This is a genomic window from Corynebacterium phoceense (assembly GCF_900092335.1).
Lineage (GTDB): Bacteria > Actinomycetota > Actinomycetes > Mycobacteriales > Mycobacteriaceae > Corynebacterium > Corynebacterium phoceense.
In genome coordinates, this window is sequence record NZ_LT596207.1 from 806488 (window position 1) to 833012 (window position 26525).

At 60.8% G+C, this 26525-nt stretch carries 16 protein-coding genes, 1 pseudogene and 1 CRISPR repeat array; of the genes and pseudogenes, 11 read left to right on the top strand and 6 right to left on the bottom strand.

Going from position 1 to position 26525, the window contains the following annotated elements; all coding sequences use genetic code 11:
- The 3 genes from BN9444_RS03935 to BN9444_RS13435 all read right to left on the bottom strand — a co-directional run.
- On the bottom strand, nt 1–1935 hold a 1935-nt coding region (locus tag BN9444_RS03935), incomplete at its 3' end, for a hypothetical protein (protein WP_084759235.1).
- A gap of 73 nt (nt 1936–2008) precedes the next feature.
- On the bottom strand, nt 2009–2569 hold the full coding sequence (locus BN9444_RS03940; RefSeq protein ID WP_066492634.1) for a CAP domain-containing protein: 561 nt from the start codon (nt 2567–2569) through the stop codon (nt 2009–2011).
- A gap of 111 nt (nt 2570–2680) precedes the next feature.
- Nucleotides 2681–4225, bottom strand: a complete 1545-nt coding sequence (locus BN9444_RS13435) for an alkaline phosphatase (protein ID WP_066492633.1) — start codon at nt 4223–4225, stop codon at nt 2681–2683.
- Between the two features lie 232 nt (nt 4226–4457).
- Between BN9444_RS13435 and leuS the strand changes: the two genes are divergently transcribed.
- Nucleotides 4458–7301, top strand: a complete 2844-nt coding sequence (gene leuS / locus BN9444_RS03950) for a leucine--tRNA ligase (RefSeq protein WP_068801442.1) — start codon at nt 4458–4460, stop codon at nt 7299–7301.
- Nucleotides 7302–7661: 360 nt separating this feature from the next.
- Nucleotides 7662–9236, top strand: coding sequence for a DUF2339 domain-containing protein (locus tag BN9444_RS03955; RefSeq protein WP_066512482.1), 1575 nt, complete (start codon nt 7662–7664; stop codon nt 9234–9236).
- Between the two features lie 10 nt (nt 9237–9246).
- Here BN9444_RS03955 and BN9444_RS03960 read toward each other — a convergent pair.
- Nucleotides 9247–9447: pseudogene (locus BN9444_RS03960) on the bottom strand (FAD-binding dehydrogenase); the annotation flags it as partial.
- Nucleotides 9448–9759: 312 nt separating this feature from the next.
- Between BN9444_RS03960 and cas3 the strand changes: the two are divergent.
- The 8 genes from cas3 to cas2e are packed head-to-tail and all read left to right on the top strand — an operon-like array spanning nt 9760 to nt 18780.
- Entirely contained in the window at nt 9760–12582 is a 2823-nt protein-coding gene (gene cas3, locus BN9444_RS03965) for a CRISPR-associated helicase Cas3' (RefSeq protein WP_233423537.1), read from the top strand.
- A 54-nt stretch (nt 12583–12636) separates the two neighbouring features.
- The gene (gene casA / locus BN9444_RS03970; RefSeq protein WP_066492626.1) at nt 12637–14328 is read left to right on the top strand and encodes a type I-E CRISPR-associated protein Cse1/CasA; all 1692 of its coding nucleotides are present in this window, start codon (nt 12637–12639) and stop codon (nt 14326–14328) included.
- Nucleotides 14321–14986, top strand: coding sequence for a type I-E CRISPR-associated protein Cse2/CasB (gene casB, locus BN9444_RS13440; protein ID WP_077210027.1), 666 nt, complete (start codon nt 14321–14323; stop codon nt 14984–14986). Before casA ends, casB begins: the two co-directional genes overlap by 8 nt.
- 2 nt (nt 14987–14988) lie before the next feature.
- The gene (gene cas7e / locus BN9444_RS03975; protein ID WP_066492621.1) at nt 14989–16116 is read left to right on the top strand and encodes a type I-E CRISPR-associated protein Cas7/Cse4/CasC; all 1128 of its coding nucleotides are present in this window, start codon (nt 14989–14991) and stop codon (nt 16114–16116) included.
- Between the two features lies 1 nt (nt 16117).
- Nucleotides 16118–16825: a type I-E CRISPR-associated protein Cas5/CasD gene (cas5e, locus tag BN9444_RS13445; protein WP_066492617.1), complete on the top strand. Its 708-nt coding sequence runs from the start codon at nt 16118–16120 to the stop codon at nt 16823–16825.
- On the top strand, nt 16822–17496 hold the full coding sequence (gene cas6e, locus BN9444_RS03980; RefSeq protein WP_068801444.1) for a type I-E CRISPR-associated protein Cas6/Cse3/CasE: 675 nt from the start codon (nt 16822–16824) through the stop codon (nt 17494–17496). The genes cas5e and cas6e overlap by 4 nt, the downstream gene beginning before the upstream one ends.
- A gap of 43 nt (nt 17497–17539) precedes the next feature.
- On the top strand, nt 17540–18433 hold the full coding sequence (gene cas1e, locus BN9444_RS03985) for a type I-E CRISPR-associated endonuclease Cas1e (RefSeq protein WP_066492614.1): 894 nt from the start codon (nt 17540–17542) through the stop codon (nt 18431–18433).
- Nucleotides 18430–18780: a type I-E CRISPR-associated endoribonuclease Cas2e gene (gene cas2e, locus BN9444_RS03990; RefSeq protein WP_066492612.1), complete on the top strand. Its 351-nt coding sequence runs from the start codon at nt 18430–18432 to the stop codon at nt 18778–18780. Before cas1e ends, cas2e begins: the two co-directional genes overlap by 4 nt.
- 69 nt (nt 18781–18849) lie before the next feature.
- Nucleotides 18850–24245: direct repeats of the CRISPR family, unit length 28 nt; unit sequence GTGCTCCCCGCGTGAGCGGGGATGAGCC.
- Between the two features lie 69 nt (nt 24246–24314).
- Here cas2e and BN9444_RS03995 read toward each other — a convergent pair.
- Nucleotides 24315–25973: an FAD-binding dehydrogenase gene (locus tag BN9444_RS03995; protein WP_066511292.1), complete on the bottom strand. Its 1659-nt coding sequence runs from the start codon at nt 25971–25973 to the stop codon at nt 24315–24317.
- A gap of 116 nt (nt 25974–26089) precedes the next feature.
- On the opposite strand from BN9444_RS03995, the gene BN9444_RS04000 reads away from it, so the two are divergent.
- A complete protein-coding gene (locus BN9444_RS04000) occupies nt 26090–26326 on the top strand; it encodes a VanZ family protein (protein WP_068801445.1) in 237 nt (78 codons plus the stop codon).
- On the opposite strand, the gene BN9444_RS15335 is transcribed toward BN9444_RS04000, so the two are convergent.
- Complete coding sequence (locus BN9444_RS15335) at nt 26327–26455, bottom strand: hypothetical protein (protein WP_255356881.1); 129 nt, start codon at nt 26453–26455, stop codon at nt 26327–26329.
- Between the last annotated feature and the right edge of the window lie 70 nt (nt 26456–26525).

A 26525-nucleotide genomic window follows, 5' to 3' on the forward strand; every position in this document is an offset into this window, starting at 1 on the left:
CAGGCGCTCGAGGACGGCGGCGAAGGTGGACTCGATGCGGGCGTTGCGGCTCGCGGTGGCGAGGGCCTCGAGCGCGGCGTAGGCGGCCCAGGCTTCTTCCACCGTAGCGTCGGCGAAGCTTACCTCACCGGGGGCCTCCGCGATGACGGCATTTGGCGCCGGGTGCGCGGGCGCGGACAGGTCAGTGAGTGGCTCTTCCGCGCGGGCGTCGATGATAAGTGGGCCAGCTTCCTGCAAAGAGGAAGGAAGTGCCAGGTCAACGAGGCGCTCCGGGGAACGAGCCGGGTCGTTCAAGGGCCAGGCCCAGACGAGGAGATCCGAAATCTCTTCTTCCTCTTCGTTGAAGGACAACTCGACGTGGGTCTCCGAGAGCGTGGCGCCGGTGATGAGCGGGGCACGCTTCACCGTCGCGATGGCAGCGTAAATGAGATCCGAGGCGGCAGATGCCTCGTATTCCACCACGCGGCGCTCGGGGGCTTGTGCAAGGTGGCGGGAGCGGGCGGCATCGTCAAGCGAGTCCAGGAAGTCCTCGTAAGACAACGTCGACCACAGGAGGTAGAGCTCCATGGAGGACTGCTTGCGCACCGCGTGGCGCAGCGCGCGGTTGGACAGGGAAACGTTGCGGTGTGACTGCGTGGAGCCGGCGGTCGAGGCGAGCGACTTCATCTTCTGGCGCTTATCAATGGCCACGAACTTGGCGAGCGGCAGCGGCTGCGGCGAGTATACCGTGAGCGCGGCATCCGCATCGAGCAGGCTGGCGTAAATGACCTGCTTATCGAAGGATTCCGTGGGTTCGGTGCCGGTGAGCTTCACGCGCGTGCGCAGCGTCGCGGGCGTCACTCGGAAATCGAGTTCGTAGCCGGCCTCGCTCGCGACCGTCTCCATTCGGGAGGTTTCCGTGGGCTCGAATTCGCGCGTGCCCTTGTCAAACACAATCGCCTTGCCTGGCGCCGAGGCGAGCGTGTAGCTAAACGGGGAGAGCTGACCAGCTGCGTCGATAAACCGGAAGCCGGTGCCGCGCGGACCTTCGTTCTTCGCGCGCATGTGGAGCGCCTCCGCGATGGAGAACACGCGCATATCCACCTGCTCGCCGTCGCGCAGCAGCCCCACCTCGTAGCGGCCGACCCAGGGGTCTTCGTAGAGGTCAGAGGGGAAAATCTCGAAGGTCCCCTCCCCTACCGTCTCGTCCGAAATCGGTTCGCGCTCGCCGCCCAGCGGCGCGTAGACGAGCTGAATGACCCACTCGCCCGGCTGCGTGATGGTCACCGTGGGCGACGCCTTAAACACCGGCCGGTGGTCGAGCCCGCGCGCGTTCGGCAGCGTCGCGACGTCCGTGCCCCACTCCCAGGCCGCAGGGGCGGTCACAGCGAAGTTCGCCGCGCTGACCTGCGGTGTGATGAGGGACAGCTCCGAGCCTTCCGATGCCCCCTCCACGTCCAGGTTCCAGGCCGCCCAGCCGTCCCATTCGCCGTGCGCGTGATGGGTCTCGGAGACCCCGGAGATCCCGGAGACCACCGTGCCAGCCGGCGCCAGCAGGACGTAGTGCGCCGGGAAGAGACCCTGTCGCGCGTCCACGACGCGGGCGCGGTCATCGAGCACGATGTACGGGGACTGTGCGGTCGCGCCGATGAAGGTGGCCTTAAAGTGCTCCCCCAACGCGAGATCGATGCGGGCGAACGGCTGTGACAGCGCCACGAGCAGTGGTTCTTCATCGCCCGCCGCGGCGCGCAGGACGCGCGTGGTGGTCTCCCCCTCCAGGTCCGTGACCGCCACGGTCCAGGTGTAGCCCGTTGTCGCAATCGCTGGGATGTCGATGGCGAGGCTGTGGGTTGAGTTGCTCCACGTCAGGTGCGGCATGCCGGTGACGAGGGCTTCATCTGCCGAAGCAGAAGCAGAAAATGTGGACGATTGATTAAGGCGGTTGTCCTGACTCATTTGCTCCATCCTAGGACAGCGGGCGCCCTTTTCCGCAACCCGCAGGAACACGAGGAAAGTCTAGTCATTCTCCCTAAAAATAGCCGCGCAAGACAACGATGTATTGGCCTAGTGCGTTCTGCGCGACGCCCACTCCCCCCACGCGCAGGCCCGGATCGAGCATCACCGCGTTATGGGTGGGCGAGGCTTGCCACTGCCGCACAGGCGCGTGCGCGTCCGGCCCCGCAGTCAGCGCGATGTTTTCAAACGTATCCGTGCCGGAATGCCAGATCCGCGTCCCGCCCTGTGCGTTGAGGTGGTCCGCCCAGCCCTGCGCGTCGTTCGCCTGCCGGACGTTAAAGGCCACCGGCGCGCGTCCGTGGCTCACGCGATATGCGTTGAGCTCGGTCATGACGGTCCCGCGCACGGCCTCCAGATCCGGCCGCGTCGCCCGGTACCCCGTCGCTGTCGAGGACCCTGCCTGCGAGGACAGCCCTGCAAAAGACGGCAGCTTAATCTGGGAGAACAGGCCGTTGACCTGCGCCATCACTGTCGCCACGACATCGTCCACCACGGTGGCCTGCGCGGGAGACGACACCCCCACGGTGAGCGTGGCTGCAAGTGCGGCTGCGGCAAGGGCGGGTGGGGTACGCATTAAATTCTCTCCGAGGTAGGTGGCTGTGTTCCTTGGTGTTCCGTTGGAAGTGTAGGCGAGCGAAGGCCCTCCCCGCACCGCAGTACGGAAAGGGCCCGAAGAAAAGTGAAGCTACTTGAGGAGCTTCTGGATGGCCGACATATCAATCTTCAGCATGCCGATGGCCTGCAGCGCAGCCGCCACGGCAGCGAGGATGGCCGCCATGATGCCGGCGCCCGCCAGGCCCGCACCGACAGAATCCTTCGAGGAACCGTCCTGCTTCGGCTGCTCGTTCTGCTTGTCGTCGTCCTGCTTGGAGTCGTCTTCCGTCCACCAGTTGTTGAAGACCAGCTTGGCAATGTCGGTGTTGTCAATGAAGTCGCCACGGACCGGGTCCGTGCCCTTCACTGCGGCCTTGATGTCCTCAGAGCCAGCGCCCTTGAAGAAGAACGGCACGACCTGGTTGGTGTGCTCCTTGGAGTACCACTCGTGGCTTGGCAGCGCGTCCTTGTCGCCGGCCATGGAGTTCCACTTTTCCTTCTCGTCGGCGCCGGAGAGGTAGCCCGTCTCGTGGTCAGCGGTGACAATGAGGAGGGTCTCCTCCCAGTTGGAGTTCTCCTCGACCCAGTCGATGGCGGCATCGACAGACTTGTTGAAGTCTTGGACTTCCTCGATCTCACGAGCGGAGTCGTTGGCGTGGCCGGTCCAGTCGATGGCGCCGCCCTCAATCATGATGGAGAAGCCGTCCTCATCCTGGCCCAGCACGTTGAGCGCACCCTTGGTCATGGTGGGCAGATCCACCACGTCGTTCTGCGGGTCGGAGTACGGGGTCTCGCCCTCACCGGCGCGGCCCTGCTGCAGCGTCGAGGCGACCTGCGGGGTGCCCCAGTACTTGGCGCCTTCCTCGACCTCACCAGCGGCAAGCTTGTCAAAGCCCTCGTTCGTCTCCACGAACTTCCAGTCGGTCTTTCCGCCTGAGAGCGCACCAAAGTCCTCTTCGGTGATGTAGTCGTAGGACGGGGTGGCCAGCAGCTGGTTCGAGTCATCGTAGAGCGGGTGGCCAGCACCCATGACAACGGAGAGATCCGAGTTGAGCATGTCGTGGGCGATCTCGCCGTACGCGTTGCGGTCCTTGTTGTGCGCCGCGTAGGCCGCCGGAGTGGCGTGGGAGAACGGCACGGAAGAAACGACGCCGGCGGACTTGCCCTGCTTGATGGCGCGCTCGGAGATATTCTCCTCCGCCATGCCGTAGTTGGACATGCCCAGCACGCCGTTCTTCACCTTGATGCCGGTGGCCATGGCGGTACCTGCTGCAGCCGAGTCGGTGATGACGCCTTCAGAGACGTAGTCGTGGGTAGCCCACGCCTGCTCCGGGTGGTAAGAACCGCCCTGGGAGAAGGTGGTCTGGGACAGGCGATTGAAGTCCTCGTAGCGCTGTACGGACTCACCCTCGAGCTCCTTCGGGCCCTCGGCGCTGAACTCACCGTCGACGAGGTACTTGGACTGGCCGGTCTCGTAGAGGTTGTTGTAGGCGATGTGGCCGTAGCCCATGCCGTCGCCGATCATGACGATGATGTTCTTCGGGCCAGCAGACTCAGCCGCCTGTGCCGGGGCGACGATGCCGGTGCACAGGGCAGCGGCGGCCAGGGTGGCGACGGTGCGGGAGAAAATGCGCATGAAAAATGTCCTTGGGAGTGCGAGAGTTGATAGCGACGTTCACCTCACGAGCCACTTGCCGTGAGCGAGACTCGCCTACCTTAAGAAACACACGCGACCGTCAAGGAAATGCGGTGGAAACTTCCGGTGAATTTCCGTGGAAGTACTACCAAAAATCCGCTGAGGGAAACGTAAGGGCTCTACCTGCACCACACCGTGGCGTTATAACGCAGGGCTACTACACTGTCTAAGCATGACTAACCCGAGCGAAAGCACAGCCCACCGCTATACCCCGGAGCTGGCGAACCAGATTGAAAAGACCTGGCAGCAGTACTGGAAGGATCACGGCACCTTTAACGCACCGAACCCCACCGGTCCGCTAGCTGGTGAGGGTGAGCTGCCCAAGGACAAGCTCAACATCCAGGACATGTTCCCGTACCCCTCCGGCGTGGGCCTGCACGTCGGCCACCCGCTGGGCTACATCGCGACGGATACGTACGCTCGCTTTAACCGCATGCTGGGCAAGAACGTCCTGCACACGCTGGGTTATGACGCCTTCGGCCTGCCGGCCGAGCAGTACGCCATCCAGACCGGTACGCACCCGCGCACCACCACGATGGCCAATATTGAGAACATGCGCCGCCAGTTGGGCATGCTGGGTCTCGGCCACGATCCGCGCCGCTCGGTCGCTTCCACGGATCCGGAGTTCTACAAGTGGACGCAGTGGATCTTCCTGCAGATTTATAACTCGTGGTTCGATGACAGGGCCCAGAAGGCCCGCCCCATCGCCGAGCTCATCAAGGAGCTCGAGGTCGGTAAGCGCAAGACCAAGGACGGCCGTTTCTATGCAGACCTCACGCCGGAAGAAAAGCGCGAGGCCGTGGACGAGTTCCGCCTGGTCTACCTGTCTAACTCCACCGTGAACTGGTGCCCGGGCCTGGGCACGGTGCTTGCGAACGAGGAGGTCACCGCGGACGGCAGGTCTGAGCGCGGCAACTTCCCGGTGTTCCGCAAGAACCTGCGCCAGTGGATGATGCGCATTACGGCGTACTCGGATCGCCTCCTCGACGATCTGGAACTGCTCGACTGGCCGGACAAGGTCAAGTCCATGCAGCGCAACTGGATTGGCCGCTCCCGCGGCGCCGAGGTCACCTTCCGCGCGGAGGGCCATGACATCAAGGTCTTCACCACCCGCCCGGACACCCTCTTCGGCGCGCAGTACATGGTGCTGGCCCCAGAGCATGAGCTTGTCGATGCCCTCCTCTCCCCCATTCCCTATGACGACGACGTCGATCCTCGTTGGATGTACGGCAACGATGACCCGAAGGAAGCCGTTGAGCAGTACCGCCTCGACATCGCGGCGAAGTCCGACCTCGAGCGTCAGGAGAACAAGGAAAAGACGGGTGTCTTCCTGGGCACCTACGCCACCAACCCGGTCAACGGCCAGCAGATCCCGATCTTCATTGGTGACTACGTCCTGACCGGCTACGGCACCGGCGCCATCATGGCGGTCCCGGGCCACGACCAGCGCGACTATGATTTCGCTACGGAGTTTGGCCTGCCCATCGTCGAGGTCGTCGCCGGCGGCAACCTTGACGAGGAGGCCTACGTGGGCGACGGTCCGCGCGTGAACTCCGCGAACGATTCTGGCCTGGACCTCAACGGCATGGAGAAGGCCGAGGCCATCGCTTCCATGATCCAGTGGCTGGTCGACAACAAGGTCGGCCAAGAGAAGATCCAGTACAAGCTGCGTGACTGGCTGTTCGCCCGTCAGCGTTACTGGGGCGAGCCCTTCCCCATCGTCTACGACGAGGCCGGCGAGCCCTACCCGCTGCCCTACTCCATGCTCCCCGTCGAGCTGCCGGAGGTCGAGGACTACAAGCCGGTCTCCTTCGATCCGGACGACCGCGACTCCGAGCCGCAGCCGCCGCTGGCCAAGGCCCGCGAGTGGGTCGAGGTCGAGCTGGACTTGGGCCAAGGGCCCAAGAAATACTATCGAGACACGAACGTCATGCCGCAGTGGGCCGGTTCCTCCTGGTACCAGCTCCGCTACATCGATCCCACCAACGATGACGCGTTCTGCGACATCGAGAACGAGCGCTACTGGACGGGACCTCGTCCGGCGGAACACGGCGCGAACGATCCGGGCGGCGTGGACCTGTATGTCGGCGGCGTTGAGCACGCGGTTCTCCACCTGCTCTACGCGCGCTTCTGGCACAAGGTCCTCTACGACTTGGGCTACGTCACCTCCAAGGAGCCGTACCGTCGCCTCTACAACCAGGGCTACATCCAGGCTTATGCCTACACCGATGCTCGCGGCGTCTACGTCCCGGCCGCCGAGGTCGAGGAGAAGGATGGCAAGTTCTTCTACAACGGCGAAGAGGTCAACCAGGAGTACGGCAAGATGGGCAAGTCCCTGAAGAACGCCGTGGCTCCGGATGACATCTGCCGCGACTTCGGTGCGGATACCCTGCGTGTTTACGAGATGTCCATGGGCCCGCTCGACGCGTCCCGTCCCTGGGCTACGAAGGACGTCGTCGGCTCCCAGCGCTTCCTCCAGCGCCTGTGGCGCCTGGCTGTGAACGAAGAAACCGGCGAGCTCGCCACTAGTGACACCGAGCTCACGAAGGATGACCTCAAGCAGCTGCACCGCACCATCGCGGGCGTGCGTGACGACTACGAGAATCTGCGTCTCAACACCGTCGTGGCCAAGCTCATCGAGTACGTCAACTACCTGACGAAGACGTACAAGGCGTCCGCCCCGCGTGCCGCCGTTGAACCGATCGCGCAGTTGGTCTCCCCCATCGCTCCGCACATCGCGGAGGAGCTGTGGAAGCGCTTCGGACACGACGGCACCATCACGTACGTGGACTTCCCCACCTTCGATGAGAAGTACCTCGTTGACGATGAGGTCGAAGTCCCCGTCCAGATCAACGGCAAGGTCAAGGCACGCATTACCGTGGCTGCCGATGCCGCCCAGGACGATGTTGTTGCCACCGCCCTCGCCGACTCCAAGATCGCCAGCCTGGTCGAGGGTAAGAACATCGTCAAGCAGATTTACGTCCCGGGCCGCATGGTCAACCTGGTTGTGAAGTAAATCTGAGCCGCCCTCCCCTGGGGTGAGGGGTGGGCGGCAGTTCGGGGGAATTTCATCACGTGACTAAATAGGCTCGCGTCGAATAGGTAACAAAACATACTTTCAATAGCGCGCATGTTGAAGGTGCGGTACCTATAAATTATGCGACCGACATATACTTCTGGGCCGCCCGATGACGCGACGCTGCGCGACGTTGTCCGCCGCCTTGATATTGCTGAACGTGCTTTGAGCGATGCCCGCTCACAGCTTGCGGGTTACCTGGAGTCTGCATCCGTGACTCCTTCGCCGCCCTCAGAACCTCTCAAGCCTATTCCCCGAGTCCGGAAAGAACCTGCTGGTATCCCGGCTTTTCGGTCCAGCATGGGCTCGCCGCAGGCGCGCACACCACGCGATCGCGAGTCGACGCTCATCAAGGCTGTGGCGATCGGCGGCGGCGTCATCACACTCGCGGGCGTCGCTTTCCTCGTTGCAGTGGCCATCCAGGCTGGTTTGCTCGGCCCGGCTGGCCGCGTGATCCTCGCCTACATTGTGTCGGCGGCTCTGCTCGCAGCCGCGCACCGCTTCCGCGCCAAGGCTCCGGCCGCCTCCGTGACGGCGTTGCTCGCGACGGGACTCTATACTGCCCTCGCCACGACGTGGCTCATGGCTTTGGAACTCGAATGGATTCCGGTGTGGATCGCCCCACCGATCATGGCGGTGATTTATCTCGCCGTCGGCGCGTACGCGGTGCGCGTGAACCAGCGTGCTGCGACCGGAACGTGGCTCGCGGGCGGCGCCGCGGTCGGTGCGGTCACATTCTCTGCATTTAATATATATTATGCTGGGTCTACCCTAGTATTCCTCATACCGCTGATCATCGTCGGTATGGGCATTGCGCATAAAAACTACGGCATCAGCGCCATTGGTGCACTCAGTTCTATATTGGTGTACCTGAGTGTTGGCCGCCCCGATGTTTGGATATCCCTAGATGTTGTAACAGTAGAGGCTATAGTGACTGCAGTTATTCTAGCCGTTCTAGGTCTCAAATTCCGAATTTCGTCGCCATATCCAGATTTTAAAATACATTGGGGAGTCTATCCCGCCATCCTGGTCGTCGGCGCAGCCATCGTGGCAAACTCCATGTGGACGGTCTGGCTGGTCGCGGTCGTTACGGCTGGACTCCTCGTCCTCGCCCTGCGGGCCCCCTTCGGCTCTGCGGCGACGGAGACGAAGGTGACTCCTGCTGCAGACCTGTGCGCGTGGATGCTGCGCGCCCTGCCCATCGTTCTCGTGGCCACGACGGAGATCTCCGACATGGGGCTCGCACCGTCCGTATCCCGCAGTCTAGGACTGGTGGGCTTCGCGGCGTTCTGCCTGGCTGCGGTCCTCGTTGTCAACTACATCCGGGACAACCTCACCATTGCTATCTGGGCATTCTGCGCTCTCTGGCTCACGTGGGAGCTCGCCGAGCGCGTCCTCGGTTTCTGGTCGCGTCCCATCTCCACGGAGTTGTTCATTCAGGCGGCGTTGCTCGCTGTGACGCTCGTGGTGCTCACCGTGCTGCCACAGCGCCTTCCGCGGGTCGAGGAAGGGGGAGTAAAGGTGGTTGCGTTGCTCCTCGCCCTGTACCTGAGCATGCTCGCTGTCGTGGGCATCGCGCTGCAGCTGGGCGCCGTCACTGGCGGAACCGAGGTGGCCTTCCGTCTCGGCCATGCCGTGGTGTCCATCGGTTGGATGGTTCTTGCCGCGTGGTTCCTGCTCTCCAAGCACCTGGGACTCACGGGCCTCGGCGCGGCGCTCGCCATTGGCTCGGTGGTCAAGCTCGTCTTCTACGACATGGCGGCCATCAACGGCCTCATCCGCGCCCTCGCCTTCCTCCTGTGTGGCATCGTGCTGCTCACCATTGCGGTAAAGCGTTCCTCGCCGGAGGAAGCGAGCGCTATTTCGGGCGACTAGCCCAGAAGCCGATGCCGCCCAGCGTCTTGCGCGTGAGCATCTTGAGAGGCACGGCGATAAGTGGGCCCTTGGAGGCGTTGAGCAGCCGGTGCGGCGGGGCGGTGTGCATGACCTTGTCACCAAAGAATCCGCGCGCGATGCGGATGTAGTTGACCTGCGCTTCCTTGCTAAACGGGTTGTCCAGCTGCGAGTCGCGGCCCTCGATAAGCGTGCATAGCGCATTCACCTCGATACGGTCGTTGCTGCCGACTTCCTTGGCTTTCTTGTTGGTGAGGTTGAGCGTTAGCAAGTCCTGAACTGTGGACTTCTTGGAGCCGTTTCACCTGAAGGGGAGAAAAGCCCCGCTTACGCGGGGAAGGGTTGAGCTTCACAAAAAAGTAGGGTTCATCCCTGCCTTAGCGGGGAGATGCAAAGCCTAGTGGTGACTGTACCGCCGAGACATATTCGAGCCAACGTGGCAATCATCTTAACTATTTATTTGTAAAGCTTGCATGGTAGGTAATGTTTCGGTAATCTAATTTTTGTGACCGAACACCCTGAATCACTGACCAACATCATTGCATCACGTGCAGACATGAAGTTGGAGAATTTTTCGAAAGATGTTCGAATGTTGTGGGCCAAGTCTGGTGATGAGATGGGGTCGCTAAGCCTTGTCCAACACATGGCTGATTCTGCTGTGGTTGCGGCTTGGCTGTGGGACACATGGGTGGCGGATGCCTTGAAGTGCAATCTCAGTCGCTTAACTGGTTTGAACAGTTCAGAGGTAGGGAAGCTTTACGTATTTCTTGCTTCTGTCCATGACATTGGCAAAGCAACGGTCGACTTCCAGACTTTGGTGTTAGATCGTCCGCAATTTTCATACCTGGTTGATAACCTCCGTGAAGCTGGTATTGAAATCGATGAGTTATTGCCGCGAGTCCAAGAGCAGCGTTTTGTGCATGGAATACTTTCGGGAGAGATCCTGCGCGCATGGTCGAAATCCCGTGGCCTACTCAGCAGTAGGGCAGCCGCATTGGGCGACATTGTCGATGCACATCACGGACGCTCTAGCGACCCCCAGCTCTTTAAACCCGCGCGTCAACGACTGAAGCGCCATTCAGCACAGTGGCATAGCTTCCATCAAGAACTACTAGATGCATTCGCAGACGTCGCTGAGGTGTCAGACGTACTGCCTAAGCTGGCTGCTGTTGGACCACTGACAGGTCCACCGCAGGTGCTGCTGGCAGGATTGATCGTTATGGCTGACTGGATTGCCTCCAACGCAGATGCGTTCGGGTACGCCGTAGAAGCTGGTCTGTCGATACGCTTGCAGCAAGGTATTCAGTCTCTTGATCTCACGGCACCGTGGCGCTTCAGGGAGCTTCCAGAGGATGCGGGCGGATACTTCCGCGAAGCCTTCGGATGGCCACAAGACTTTGCGGTGCGTCCTGCGCAGCGTGCTGCTGCCCAAGTTGCTCACAAGATTGGAGCCTCCCAATTGCCCAGCATTGTTGTCATTGAGGCCCCGACGGGAGAGGGCAAAACAGAAGCAGGACTCGCAATTGCGGAGATCGTTGGTAAAGCTATCGGGGCACAAGGCGCGTTCCTGGCTGCACCGACGATGTCGACCAGTAACGGATTGTTTGATAGAGCCAGCGCGTGGGCTGCTAATTCGTCTGAAGACGGGGCGGTTGCATCGCTGTACTTGGCCCACTCGAAGAATCGGCTGCTCGAGAATTTTGATCAACTCCGATTTCACGGAATCGAATCTGAGCATGGCGGGGGTTCAGTCGTTGCGTCTCAATGGCTTAGCGGGCGTAAGAAGGGCGTTCTGTCGAACTTTGTGGTCGGTACCATCGACCAGGTGTTGATGATGTCGTTACAGATGCGGCATCTCATGCTTCGGCATGTTGGCTTAGCCGGCAAGGTGGTCATCATCGATGAAGCGCACGCATATGACATCTATATGTCGAGCTATTTGCAGCAAACGCTGCGGTGGTTGGCTCGTTACGGTGTGACTGTCATTCTTATGTCGGCGACTCTTCCGCCAGCTCAGCGAAAAGCACTGGTTGAAGCTTATGCAGGCGAAGTTGTAGAACTCGGTGAAATGCATGAGCTTGAAGCGAGCCACGGGTATCCGCTCATTACGGTTGCGAACGCGAACGGAATGGAGTTCGTAGAAGTCGAGCAACGGCCGGTTGATCTCGTCGCCACTATTGAAGTCATCGATGACTCTTTCGAAGTTTTGGGGAAATTGGTCTCTGAAGCTGTCAGCGATGGCGGAGTGATCCTCATCATCTGTAACACCGTCAAGCGTGCGCAGGACGCCTTTGGATTCCTGAACGAGCTACTCCCAGAGGCAGTGGAGCTTCATCATGCAGCATTTATTGCTGCAGAGCGAGCTGTGCGGGAAGAAGCACTGCGCCGAGAGCTTGGTCCGACTTCGCATCGTGGTGCAGGACGTCCTGAATTGAAAGTTGTAGTGGCAACCCAGGTCGCAGAGCAAAGTCTGGATATCGATGCTGATCTTTTGATTAGTGATATTGCTCCCATGGATTCGCTTATCCAACGAGCCGGGCGTCTGCACCGCCACCAGCGCCCCGCGTCTGATCGGCCAGGCGAGCTGGCAGACCCGCGGATTTTGGTGCGTGGTGTTCTCCGGAGCGCTCCAGTACCTGAATTTGATGGGGGAGCGGCCGCAATTTATGACCCGCTGGTACTGCTGGCAACCTTTGCTCGTTTCCCGAAAAGTTTCGCGCGACCAATCGACATTGAGCCTCTTGTTCGCACAACGTATGAGCTGGTGGAACGTAAAGAAGAAGCAGTTGATGAGGTAGCACTCGAGTGGACAGATGCCTGGTTGGCGGCGGTAGCCAAGAGTGAGGAAAAGCAACAATCTGCTGTCTCTCGTTCGCGGACCTTTCAAGTTCCCGAACCACGTAGGGCTGGTCATATCACGGACCTATTTGTCATGCTCAGCGCGGACGAAGAAGAGAAAGCCAATGCACAGGTCAGGGATGCCGAATCAACGGTGGAGGTCGTCGTACTTGAGGGGACAGAATATGGGTATCGAGCCTTCGGAAGCGACGAGACACCCATCTCTGATCTAGGGGATGTGGATTATCGGTCTGCAAAGGAATTAGCTGCGCATTCCGTGCGGCTTCCTGCGCGAATGACGCGCCGCAACAGCGATTTCGATGCGGTAATCGAGGATGCCGTCAACCAAACGCCGACTGCATGGATGAAGCATCCACTGCTTAAAGGCTTGATCGCGGTGCAGCTTGATCATGCCGGAGAAGGAAAGCTTGGACGCTTCAAGCTCCGATATAGCCAGCGCCTCGGGTTGGAGGTGGAGGCTATGACATAGTGCGCTGCCTGTTTCTATCGCACAGTTAACGATTATTTGAAGAAAGGAGTAAAAGTGTATTCCCTCATTGAAGAACCATGGATTCTTGCGGTTGATACCACGGGAGAACCACTCAAGGTCAGCCTGCGTGAAGTCTTTGATGGCTCGCATAAGATCGAGCGCGTACGTGGTGATTCACCTTTGCAGGATTACGCAATCACGCGTCTATTGCTTGCTATCTTTTGGCGAGCCCACAGCGAAAAGATTGAGCTCACCCCAGGATCAACTTTTATTTTTGAAGACTGGTTTGAACGTACCTGGGAGGAAATATCCGGGCAGGGGAGTGACCCCCTGAGTGTGATGTATTTGGAAAAGTATGCAGAGCGTTTCGACCTCCTCGACCCGAATATTCCTTTTATGCAGGTTGCGGATTTGCAGCTGAAGGATGGTTCCACGCGTCCGGTGATCGGTTTGGTTCCTGAAATTCAAGATGATTTCTTCACTATGCGCGCCGGGGAGCAAAAGCAGGATTTGAGCCTAGATGAGGCTGCCCGGTGGCTGGTCTACACGCAGGCCTATGACTACAGCGGGATCAAGTCGGGCGCAGTTGGTGATCCACGAGTAAAAGGTGGAAAGGGCTATCCAATTGGACAGGGATGGACGGGGCTTACCGGAGGCGTCCTTGTACGCGGAGAGACTCTCCTGCACACCTTGATGCTCAACACGGTGCAAGAGGCTTTGCTTACTCCTGCGGATCTGCCGGTTTGGGAGCGTCAGCCCGACGGACCGGCAGAACGTAAGAATCCTTTCCCGCAAGGTGCTGCGGATATCGCGACGTGGCAGAGTCGCCGCCTCAGGTTGTTCGCCGAAGAACAGCGGGTAGTAGAAATTCTCGTGTGTAATGGCGACAAGATTCCTGACGCGGGTGCAAATGTCATGGTGGATCCCATGACTCCTTACCGCTGGTCAAAGAACAAGTCCAAAAGGAGCCTAGATGTCTACTTCCCACGGCCTTTCGACCAAACCCGCACGATGTGGCGCTCCCTTGATGCCTTGATAGTCGGCGAGACGGACGGAGGATTCGACGCGAAAGATAAACGGCCAAAGCGCCCCAGAACTCTAGATTCTCTGGCAAGTTTGTCGCAGCGCCTTGACGATGATGTCATTCCCGAAGTCCTTGATGTCGTTCTTTATTCGATTCAGTATGGTCCACAAGCTTCGTCGGTGGCAACGACATTTCACTCGGGCTTGAGTGTCCCAGTGCGGCTGCTGATCGAGGAAAATGTCGATCTCCGAGAACGCGTCCGCATCGCGGCTTCGCAGGCTAGTGAGGCAGGGAAAGCCCTAGGAATATTCCAAGGAAATCTGTTCCTCGCAGCAGGCGGTGAATATGAGTTCCGTGCGGAACTGACGGACAAGTTCCTCGCAGATCTGGAACCCAAATTTATTGAGTGGCTTCGTACGCTCTCGCTGCCGAGCCAAGATACCCTTGAAGCTATGGACCAGCAGCTTGAGCAGTGGCAATCCGTAGTGCGGAATGCTGCGGAGTCGATTGCTCGCGCCCAGTTGCGAGGCGCTGGGCCAAGGGCCTTGGCAGGTCGAATCGTTCCCGGCAACGATGAGAGTAGTCGCGGGCGGCTGGTTTCTGCCGGCTCTGCGTACGGGCAGCTGACCCAAGCTCTCAACAAGTCTCTGCCAGCCACGGTGAACAAAGCTGATACTCAAAAGCCGACCACTGAAACGCAAAAGGAGGAAATCGATGACTGACTCGGCAACAACTTCAGCCGAAATCGCATATGCACCACTGAAGCAGTCGGTACGTGAAACATGTGCCCGATTGCAAAGTGCGTACCTAGGGAGTTCTGACAGGCCCGCCAATGGCGCTGCTCGTGCCACTCTCGCCAACCTACGTAAATTTGCAGGCTCAAACTTGGAGAAATCGCCGTTGGCTCTGGAACAGGTTCTCCTGACTCTGGAACCTCGTCTCGCTCCTGAAGCGCTGGGGAAATCGGATTCCCCCTCGGCCTCCGAGTACGCAGCCTTTGCGGCATTGGTCTATTTCGCTATTCACATGCAATCGGCAACTGCTCCGATGCACGACCCGAAGGTCTCATTCGCACGCGCGTGTGGGCGTCTTTATGCGCTTGAGCTTTCTGGGTCCATTAAGCCGCGAGTAGATGCCATGCTTCTCGCGACTGATGAATCCGCACGTCTCGTGCACTTGCGCTCGCTTATCTCACTGCTACGAGCTAATGGCATTGCCTTTGACTACGGCCGCTTTGCTGAGGATCTTCGCGGACTACGTAATCCTGCTAAGCGCAGCGGAATTCAGCTCCGCTGGGGTCGTGACTTCGTCTATGGCTCTTTCCAGAAGTCTGCAGCTGAAACTGCAACTTCCTCATCCAACTCACCCGAAAGGAACTAATCATGTCTCTTATCGTTGATATCCACGCCCTTCAGACCATTCCGCCGAGCCTCATCAACCGCGATGACACGGGTGCACCGAAGACCGCCATCTTTGGTGGTGTACCGCGCCAGCGCGTTTCGTCCCAGTCTTGGAAACGCGCGATTCGTGGCTATGTTGAAGACAACGTGGATTCCTCCCTGATCGGTCTGCGCTCGAAGAAGCTTCCCGCTGAAATCGCTAAGGCAGTAAAAGCGGAATCTGATTGGGATGATGAAAAGGTTCTCGCTGGGTTGAAGGCTCTCTTCAAGGCTGCGAAAATCACCTTGGCGGATCCCAAGAAGGAAAAAGATCAAGACGAAGAAACAGATCCGGCCGACTTCCCGTGGCCGGAGACCGGCTACTTGCTCTTCCTGAGCAAGCCCCAGATTGAGCGCGCCGCACGAGAAATCATCGCCAAGGACGGCGAGGCCTTCAAAAAGAATGAAGCCGAAGATATTCTGGACACCCAGCACTCTGAGGACATCGCTATGTTTGGTCGCATGCTTGCCGATGCCCCGAACTACAACGTTGACGCAGCTGTTCAGGTCGCTCATGCCCTCAGCGTTCACGAGACACAGCCCGAATTCGATTACTTCACTGCTGTCGATGACGTGGTTGAGGACAATCACGAAATTGGCGCCGGCATGATCGGTACTGTTCAGATGATGTCTTCGACGCTGTATCGCTTCGCAGCCATCAACATCGATGGCCTAGAAGACAATCTTGGATCGCGCGAAGCTGCAATTGAGTCCGTGGGACACTTTATCGAAGCATTCGTGAATTCGATGCCCAGCGGTAAGCAGAACACATTTGCCAATAACACGTTGCCGGAGCTGGTTTTTGTTGTCGTACGCCAAGGCCGCTCTGTGTCGTTGGTGAATGCCTTCGAAGAGCCTATTACGGCGGTTGATGGCGCGGGCCGCCGTCGTGAGAGCGCAAATGCACTTGCAGCGGAGCATAAGCAAATCGTTGAGAACTACGGTTTTGAGCCTGCGGGCGCATTCGTTGTTGCTTTGGGCGATCTCGGTGAAAACTTCTCTGAACTCGCAGAATCGACAACTCTCCCGCGGCTGGGTGAACAAGTTAAGTCGCTTTTGCAGGAGAACTAGAATGAGCTATTCGCTACTTCTACTCCTAAAAGGGCCCATGCAGTCCTGGGGCGATGAATCCCGTTATCACACGCGAGCAACTGCATCTACGCCCAGCAAGTCAGGCGTTGTCGGGTTGCTTGCGGCGGCACAGGGCCGTCGTCGCATGGACCCAATTGAGGACCTTGCTGGACTGCGTTTCGCCGTACGTGTTGACCAGGCTGGCTCTCTAATGAAGGACTTTCAAACGGCACGGCCATGGCAAAAGAATCCTACGGACAATCCCAAATTGGTAACTCGCTTCTATTTGTCAGACGCTGCGTTCCTTGCTGCCGTTGAACATGACGACCGAGAGTTTTTGGAGTCAATCGCAGCTGCGCTGCGAGATCCGAAGTATCCGTTGTTCTTAGGTAGGCGTTCTTGCCCCGCGCCGGCCAACCTTTTGCAGGGAATTGTTGAAGGGACTGCAGAGGAAGCTTTGATGGGTGTTGAGCAATGGTTCGCAAGTAAGGCTCATAAACGCGAGCGAGCGAAAGATGTGAAGCTTCCCATCTATCGCGATGCTCGACCCGGCGAGCATGGCGATCGCCGCCAAGATGTGCCCATTTCGTTCGCTTCAAATCATCGCGAGTATGGGTGGCGTGAAGTTGTATTCGCAGGTTCTAAGGAGATTGAAAACCATGATGGTTCCAATACAGATCCGTTCTTTGAAGCGGTGATTAGGGCATGACCACTTTGACAAGAATTCTCCTGAACCCAGCGCGACGAAAGGGCCGTCGGTACCTTTCAGATCCTCAAGATTTGCATGCGGCGGTGCGTGCAGCTTTTCCACCGGACCTTGATGAATCAAATGGGCGAATCTTGTGGCGAGTCGATACGAGGGGACACGAGAATATCCTTTACATCGTTGGCCCAGAAGCACCTACGCCGTTGAACATTACGGAAGAAGCCGGGTGGGATACGCGGCCGCCACAGCTGGCTGATTATGACCGATTCTTGGACAAGCTTATGAACGGGCAGCGGTGGATGTTTGAGTTGGTTGCGAACCCGACTTACTCGGAATCCCGCGGTCAAGGAAAGCGTGGCAAGGTGAAAGCCCATGTTTCTCCGGAGCAGCAGCTCCAGTGGTTAGTCGGGAAATCATCTCGCCATGGATTTACTATCCGGGAAGATGCAACATCGGTTGTTGAGCGGAGCCGCCTTGACTTCTACAGGAACTATGAAGCGGGGCCGGACAATCGGAATCGCGTCCGTATTGTGACCACGCGGTTCAGAGGAATCCTTCAGATCACTGATGTAAAGGTATTCCGTGAGACGATGCGCAACGGTATCGGACGTGGTCGCGGATATGGGTGTGGTTTGTTGACCTTGGCGTCAGTGGAGTCTTCGGAAAGTGAGTAAGTACCCGGGCGCTGAGCCGATAGAACGCCGTGCGCTTGCACGCATGGAAGATAGAATTTCTTTCCTTTACGTTGAGCGCGCGGTGCTTAACCGGGATGATAACGCGTTGACCATTATGGATGAACGTGGGATCGCCCATGTGCCTGCCACGCAGATTGCAGTTGTAATGGCAGGGCCGGGTACGCGTATCACGCACGCTGCTATGGCTTTGTTAGGGGACTCTGGGTGCTCCGTGGTTTGGGTTGGCGGTCGTGGAACCCGCTATTACGCGCATGGACGGCCTCCCGCGAAATCTGCGCGAATGGCTGAGGCACAAGCTACGATTTGGTCGCATCAGAGGAAAAGGCTTGCATGCGCCCGAAAGATGTACGCCATGCGTTTCCCTGGTGAGGATGTGAGCAGACTATCCATGGCCCAACTGCGTGGACGCGAAGGCGTACGGATGAAACGCGCGTACGCGGAATCAGCAAAGCGTGTTGGCCTAGAATGGGATGGACGACATTACGACCCGCACGATTTTGATGCTGCAAATCCAATTAATAGAGCCTTGACGGTTGCGTCTGCAACGTTGTACGGAATAGCACATGCTGTCATTGTGGGGCTTGGCTTCATACCGTCTCTCGGAATAGTGCATTCGGGCACCGATCGCTCGTTTGTGTTTGATATTGCTGATTTGTATAAGGCGGAATTAGCTATTCCTGCTGCTTTTGATGTTGTCGCAAGCGGAGTTGAGGATGTAGACGGCGCTACCCGAACGCATCTCCGTTCTTTGATAGTTTCATCTCGCTTAATGTCACGCATGGTGCGTGACCTCCAGTACCTTATGGAAGTTCCAGAGGCTGAAGCTTACGTTGATGCTGACCTCTTCTTATGGAGCGAGCTCGAAACAGTTGCAGCAGGAGTGAATTGGGATTCGAAAGAGGCTAGCTGGGCATGATGGTATTGGTCATTACCGCCTGTCCTGCTGGCTTGCGCGGCGACTTAACGAAATGGGTTATGGAAATTTCCCCTGGAGTTTTTGTTGGTCAGCCAACGGCGAGAATTCGTGATATCTTATGGGATCGCACTGTTGAATTGTGTAAAGACGGTCGAGCTTTGCTTGTTTATTCGACGGACAGTGAACAGGGAATGGAGTTTAAAACTCATCGGCATGATTGGGTGCCGACAGATTTTGATGGCTTGTCTTTGATGATTCGTCCTGCGTCCGCGGGAAAACGAGATCGCTTTGGAAACGGTAGACGTAGTGAGTGGGCTAAAGCTCGTTTTAAGAAGCAACGCCGCTGAGGTGGAAGCTTCTCGACGGAGTTGGATCTAGAATAGGCCGTGCACTGCTGTTGTTGCTGGTTGCGAAGAGTGCTCCCCGCGTGAGCGGGGATGAGCCCTGTCTGTCCTGTTTCAGTCAAAGTGTTGGCAAGTGCTCCCCGCGTGAGCGGGGATGAGCCCAGCTGCGACGCGATGTCGCCAATCATCGGGATGTGCTCCCCGCGTGAGCGGGGATGAGCCCGTTGGGTCAATAACCTGCATCAAACCCTTCGAGTGCTCCCCGCGTGAGCGGGGATGAGCCCCCCACTACCTTGCCAGAGCCCTCGCAGACGCGTGCTCCCCGCGTGAGCGGGGATGAGCCGCGGCCTGAGACTTTGCCAAGCTTCCTATGGCCGTGCTCCCCGCGTGAGCGGGGATGAGCCCTGGGGCAAATTCGGTGAAGCCGCGAGCGAGCGGTGCTCCCCGCGTGAGCGGGGATGAGCCCGTCATCCTGTTTGATAACAGTCCAATGGCTCAGTGCTCCCCGCGTGAGCGGGGATGAGCCCCCCGCCCGGCCGTGCTTCCACGTGAACGTGGTGTGCTCCCCGCGTGAGCGGGGATGAGCCGATTGCGGCGAGTTGTTCGCGGGTTCCGCGAAAGTGCTCCCCGCGTGAGCGGGGATGAGCCCGACTGTCCTCGTCCCCAACCCAGAATTGCTGAGTGCTCCCCGCGTGAGCGGGGATGAGCCCGACTGGGCCCCAGACACCCTATGGCCCCTCAAGTGCTCCCCGCGTGAGCGGGGATGAGCCCTGGTTAGCCACAGTGCCCGCCTGCTGCAAGTCGTGCTCCCCGCGTGAGCGGGGATGAGCCCACACCGAACAGCTTGATAACGTCCTGCATGGGGTGCTCCCCGCGTGAGCGGGGATGAGCCTGATGTGTGTCTCGTCGCCGTCGAGGTAGCCGTGTGCTCCCCGCGTGAGCGGGGATGAGCCGAAGCTGCTCCGCGAGAACACTGCCGATTGGGTGTGCTCCCCGCGTGAGCGGGGATGAGCCCCCAACTTTGAACGTCAATCTGTTGCACATCTTGTGCTCCCCGCGTGAGCGGGGATGAGCCCTCCGGTGTCGCGGTGGAGGTCGAGCATGGCGAGTGCTCCCCGCGTGAGCGGGGATGAGCCCCATACGGCGTTAAATTGGTCTGGGTGTGCGCTGTGCTCCCCGCGTGAGCGGGGATGAGCCCCCGTCCTTGATACCGGAGATGGAGGCCTTGAAGTGCTCCCCGCGTGAGCGGGGATGAGCCGACATACGCCCGCTCGCTCTGGCCCTGCTAGCAGTGCTCCCCGCGTGAGCGGGGATGAGCCCTACCTTCCGATTTGGTACGCCGGGGTACGGTAGTGCTCCCCGCGTGAGCGGGGATGAGCCGTCTCACAAGCACGCCCTCGATGATGTGACGGGGTGCTCCCCGCGTGAGCGGGGATGAGCCCTGCTGGCGAATATCCTTAACGTCTGAGATAACGTGCTCCCCGCGTGAGCGGGGATGAGCCCGGTAGGCCGCGCTAACGGCATCCTCGCCGCCCGTGCTCCCCGCGTGAGCGGGGATGAGCCCGACCCCGAATATTCCTCCGCAGTCCAAATGTGGTGCTCCCCGCGTGAGCGGGGATGAGCCCCCAGGCGGCGCGTCTGCCGACGCATACGGCTCGTGCTCCCCGCGTGAGCGGGGATGAGCCCGCGCTGGCGGCCGAGGACTTCAACGGCACCACGTGCTCCCCGCGTGAGCGGGGATGAGCCCCAACGACGAGCTCATTACCGGACCCGCGACCAGTGCTCCCCGCGTGAGCGGGGATGAGCCCAGGCCGGTAAGTAGTGCGGTGACAGCGCCGCCGTGCTCCCCGCGTGAGCGGGGATGAGCCCAGTCGTGGCGGCGCTGCTGCAGCGCCGAACAAGTGCTCCCCGCGTGAGCGGGGATGAGCCCTTCGCGTCCTCGACGACGTGCGGGTGGCGGTCGTGCTCCCCGCGTGAGCGGGGATGAGCCGTCGACGGCGAAGATAACCGGTCGGTCGCCGCGGTGCTCCCCGCGTGAGCGGGGATGAGCCGAAGTAATTGCAGGAAGAAATACTACAGGCGCTGTGCTCCCCGCGTGAGCGGGGATGAGCCCTTCCGCGCGGCCCTGAATGAGGTCATGGCAAAGTGCTCCCCGCGTGAGCGGGGATGAGCCCAACACCATCGAGCAGCGTTTGTGCTTCGCTCAGTGCTCCCCGCGTGAGCGGGGATGAGCCCAATCACCATCTGCCCCGGATAAAGACCCGTTGGTGCTCCCCGCGTGAGCGGGGATGAGCCTCGACGCGTCAACACGAGCCTTAGCGGAGTTTGGTGCTCCCCGCGTGAGCGGGGATGAGCCCCAAGCCGGCATTAATGCCGAGATGGCCGCGCAGTGCTCCCCGCGTGAGCGGGGATGAGCCCCCCGGCGGGGGTGAAGATGTGCGCCATCAGGGGTGCTCCCCGCGTGAGCGGGGATGAGCCGCTATCGCGATTATGGCCGACGCGTTCCGCCCGGTGCTCCCCGCGTGAGCGGGGATGAGCCGGCCGAGGGCTAGGGCGCAAGCAGGCCCGTGAAGTGCTCCCCGCGTGAGCGGGGATGAGCCCTCGTGCGCGGGTTTAGCGCTCATTGCGGGCCCGTGCTCCCCGCGTGAGCGGGGATGAGCCCTCGCCCTTGTCATCGAACATGGAGGCGCCGATGTGCTCCCCGCGTGAGCGGGGATGAGCCCGGGTCCAACCCCAGCCATGTGTTGACCGTTGCGTGCTCCCCGCGTGAGCGGGGATGAGCCACCACCACCGCCGCCAGTAACACGATCCCAAGCAGTGCTCCCCGCGTGAGCGGGGATGAGCCCCCCGGCACGCTTGTTACCCAACCAGCGGGAAGGTGCTCCCCGCGTGAGCGGGGATGAGCCCTGTCGGTTCGCTTCAGACTCAGCCTTAGCCGTGTGCTCCCCGCGTGAGCGGGGATGAGCCCACCCTTCTTTGTCGAGCAGCACCGGGCGCGCAGTGCTCCCCGCGTGAGCGGGGATGAGCCGTTCGTGAAACCACGACCGTCCAGCGGGCCAGCGTGCTCCCCGCGTGAGCGGGGATGAGCCTCACCCGTATCTACGGTGATTGTGAAGCCAAGAGTGCTCCCCGCGTGAGCGGGGATGAGCCGCCCTGGGCGGCACGATTGAACGCAAAGAGCAGGTGCTCCCCGCGTGAGCGGGGATGAGCCCCAACTGTTTGTGTTCAGCTTCTTCAAGGACGGGTGCTCCCCGCGTGAGCGGGGATGAGCCGCCACCGCCGCCCCGCGCTACCCGATAGGGGCAGTGCTCCCCGCGTGAGCGGGGATGAGCCCGTGTCCTCGTCGCCGGATGTGGATGTGTCCCAGTGCTCCCCGCGTGAGCGGGGATGAGCCTCAGGGCGCGTCCACGCAGGATACTGTGGTGTTGTGCTCCCCGCGTGAGCGGGGATGAGCCCCGCGCCAATAATCGCGCCCGTGGTCAGTGTTTGTGCTCCCCGCGTGAGCGGGGATGAGCCGTCTCTAGTGGTTTATTCGGTTGTTAGCTCATCGTGCTCCCCGCGTGAGCGGGGATGAGCCCGTCTTAACGAAAGTGAGAAACAATGCGAAAACGTGCTCCCCGCGTGAGCGGGGATGAGCCGTCTAGCCACGGGGTGGAACATAGAGAAACGCAGTGCTCCCCGCGTGAGCGGGGATGAGCCGTAATGACCCATCGAATCTCGAAGGGCTCGAAGGTGCTCCCCGCGTGAGCGGGGATGAGCCCCGCTCCGGTGTGGCCCTCGACCTGCGCCCCACGTGCTCCCCGCGTGAGCGGGGATGAGCCGGAGCTTGTCTTCGGGAACTTCCTTGATGTGGGGTGCTCCCCGCGTGAGCGGGGATGAGCCCAGAAGAGGAGGGGCTTTTCATGAGCCTGTCTAGTGCTCCCCGCGTGAGCGGGGATGAGCCCACCACCGCCGCCGAAGATGCCCTCCGCACCTAGTGCTCCCCGCGTGAGCGGGGATGAGCCGTCTGCGATGCCGGTTGAAACGTCTCCGAGTTCGTGCTCCCCGCGTGAGCGGGGATGAGCCCATTTTGTGGGGCTTGAGTTTCCTGACGAATAGGTGCTCCCCGCGTGAGCGGGGATGAGCCCTCGATTTTTTGGCCTGCACGCCCCGGGGTGTAGTGCTCCCCGCGTGAGCGGGGATGAGCCCGACTGTGGCCTTGGTAGCTGCAGCGGCTTCGTGTGCTCCCCGCGTGAGCGGGGATGAGCCCTGTATAAATCCTCCACCCGCCCCGGCCGGGTCGTGCTCCCCGCGTGAGCGGGGATGAGCCCGGGGGATTAGCGGCCTGTGCCTACAAGTGCAAGTGCTCCCCGCGTGAGCGGGGATGAGCCCATAGAGCCCGCCACCGTGGGCTGCGTCTACGTGTGCTCCCCGCGTGAGCGGGGATGAGCCGACCGCATGGAGAAGGACGGTGTGCCGTTCTACGTGCTCCCCGCGTGAGCGGGGATGAGCCCTTGAATCCCGTGGCTACCACGTCCCCGGTATCGTGCTCCCCGCGTGAGCGGGGATGAGCCCTAGTTGACGCTTGATCTCCTCCAGCGCGGCGAGTGCTCCCCGCGTGAGCGGGGATGAGCCGACTGCACCGCTTCGCTGGCACCGTCGAGCTCCGTGCTCCCCGCGTGAGCGGGGATGAGCCCCTGGGCGGGTTGCTTACGACCATTACGCCCCAGTGCTCCCCGCGTGAGCGGGGATGAGCCCGGCGTAAGCGTTGACACGGTACAGGTTCAGATGTGCTCCCCGCGTGAGCGGGGATGAGCCCTAATCCCCAACAGTTGCGTAATTACGGCAATGGTGCTCCCCGCGTGAGCGGGGATGAGCCGGCCGCCGCGTACGTCGCGCGACCGATGTTCTAGTGCTCCCCGCGTGAGCGGGGATGAGCCTAGGTGCCATAACGACGGCCGTGTCGTCCGGTGGTGCTCCCCGCGTGAGCGGGGATGAGCCCCACGGGCGGCACGGGCTCCCCCGCGCGGATCGGTGCTCCCCGCGTGAGCGGGGATGAGCCCACTAGGGGAATATGCCGGGAATGATGAGCACGGTGCTCCCCGCGTGAGCGGGGATGAGCCTTGAGGTCGAGCATTGAGTAACCAGGCGAAATAGTGCTCCCCGCGTGAGCGGGGATGAGCCCCCCACAATAGGCAAGCACCTAGCCTAGTCTAGGTGCTCCCCGCGTGAGCGGGGATGAGCCTACACCGTGCGGGGTGGCAATGAGCCAGATCGAGTGCTCCCCGCGTGAGCGGGGATGAGCCGTCATCACAGAATTTCTTGACTTGCCATTTACTGTGCTCCCCGCGTGAGCGGGGATGAGCCCCCCGCACCGGTCGCGCTCGCCGAAGATACGCAGTGCTCCCCGCGTGAGCGGGGATGAGCCGTGAGGATTACGGGGCCGTGGAATTTGTGGCATGTGCTCCCCGCGTGAGCGGGGATGAGCCCCTTGCCAACCGCCTTATGAAAAGAAACCTTGGGAACTTCCCACATGCGCGGCGATAATGGTGCTCGGTCTACAACGCCGCCAACGCCTCGCCCACGCGCTTGCCGGAGTGGATGCAGCCGCCCAGGAACGTGCCTTCCAGCGCGTTCTTGCCATGCATGCCACCACCGCCGAAGCCGGCGGCCTCGCCGCAGGCGTAGAGCCCCTCGAGCACGGTGCCGTCGGAGTGGAGGCAGCGGCCGGAAAGGTCGGTTTCGATGCCGCCCAGCGTCTTGCGGGTGAGGATTTTCAGGCGCACGGCGATGAGCGGGCCCTTGGATTCGTCGAGCAGCCGGTGCGGTGGGGCGGTGCGCACAATCTTATCGCCCAAGAATGCGCGCGCGATGCGGATGTAGTTGACCTGCGCGTCTTTGCTAAACGGGTTGTCCAGCTGCGAGTCGCGGTCCTCGATGAGGGTGCGCAGTGCGTCGAGTTCAATGCGTTCGTCGCCGGCGACCTCGTTCATGCCGTCGACGAGCTTGTCCAAGCTGTCAGCGACGACCCAGTCGATGCCATGATCCATGAACGCCTTGACCGCCACGTGCGTGCCCGGGGCAAGCTTGCCGGCGAGCTTCCTGAATTCCTTGTCCGTGAGATCCGGGTTTTGCTCCGAGCCGGAGAAGATGAACTCTTTATCCGCGATGGCCTGGTTGAGCACGAACCAGGAATAGCCGTGGCCGGTGCGGCCGATATGCGCGAGCGCGGCCAGGTTGTCGGAGCCAGGGAATAGGTTGGTGGGCAGGCGCTTGCCCTCCGCGTCGAGCCACAGGCTGGACGGTCCCGGGACAATGCGGATGCCGTGGCCGGGCCAGATGGGATCCCAGTTGGTCATGCCTTCCGGGTAGTGCCACATGCGGTCCGTGTTGACCAGGTGGGCGCCGGCCGCAGCCGCGATGTCGATGCCCCGGCCATCCACGTGCGCCGGCACGCCGGTGACCATGTCTTCCGGACACGGTCCCCAGCGATCCTCCGGCCACATTTCGCGGACCTTGGCCAAGTTGCCGCCGATGCCCCCAGTCGCCACCACGGTGGCGATCCCGCGGACTTCAAAGGTGTCGACCACCTCGCGCGAGGAGGCGACGCCACGATCCGCGTCCGAGGGCGCGAGCACGCTGCCACGCACGCCGGTGACGCGACCGTTTTCCACGATGAGCTCGTCCACGCGGTGGCGGAAGCAGAAACGTACGCGGCCCTGCTTTTCGGCCTCGAGGAGTGGCTCGCGGAAGACGCGCACGACCTCCGGGCCAGTGCCCCACGTGAGGTGAAAACGCGGGGCCGAGTTGCCGTGTCCCGACGCATCGCCGGAGCCGCGCTCCGCCCAGCCGATGGTGGGCAGCACGTTAAGTCCCAGTGCCTTCAAGTAGTCGCGCTTCTCATTCGCGGCGAAGCGCACGTACTCGCGGCCCCACGCGCGTGGCCACGTATCGTGCTCCGCGTCGTCGTAGTCCGCGGAATTCTGCCAGTCGCGCCAGGCAAGCTCTTCCGAGTCGTGGACACGCATGAGCTTCTGCTCCGGGGAGTCCACATAGAAGAGCCCGCCCAGCGACCAGAACGCCTGACCGCCCAGGTTGGCGCGGTTTTCCTGTTCCAGGATGATGACGTGCTTGCCGCCTTTGATGGCCTCATAGGCCGCGACGAGACCCGCCAGCCCCGCGCCGACGATGATGGCAGATTCTTGCTTGTGACTCATGGCACAAAGCTAGCACGCACGTCCGAATCCGCGCGGCTATTCGACCACGGATCCGCCACCCCGGCGGATCTTTGTCAGAATAGAGGGGTCTATTCTAACAATCCCNGCTGCGCGCCGTGGTTATCGCGGCGGGGCTCTCGGTGGGCATCGAGGTGACGCAGTATATCTTTGCGCTGGGCTACAGCGATGTGGACGACGTGCTCTTCAATACCGCGGGCGCGGCAATGGGCGCGTGCGCGATGCTGCGCCTTGACCACGAGCGCCAAACCAAGCTGCTGTGGCGCCTGGGCTTCCTCGCTGCGGCGCTGCTCGTCATCGTGGTCTGTGGGCTGGTGACCGGAATAATCGGATAGTTACGTGATGACCTCGAGGCTGCGCAATGCGGGCTCGAAGGCCTGCCACGGCGTGCCCTCGATTCGTACGGGCGAGACGTCCGCGAGCTCGTTGAAGCCTAGCCCCTCAACGTCGCGCCCAAACCCCACCAAAACTCTGGAATCCCGTACACAATTCCGAATTCTGGGTGGGGTTTGGGCGCCGCTTCGGCGGTTTCTG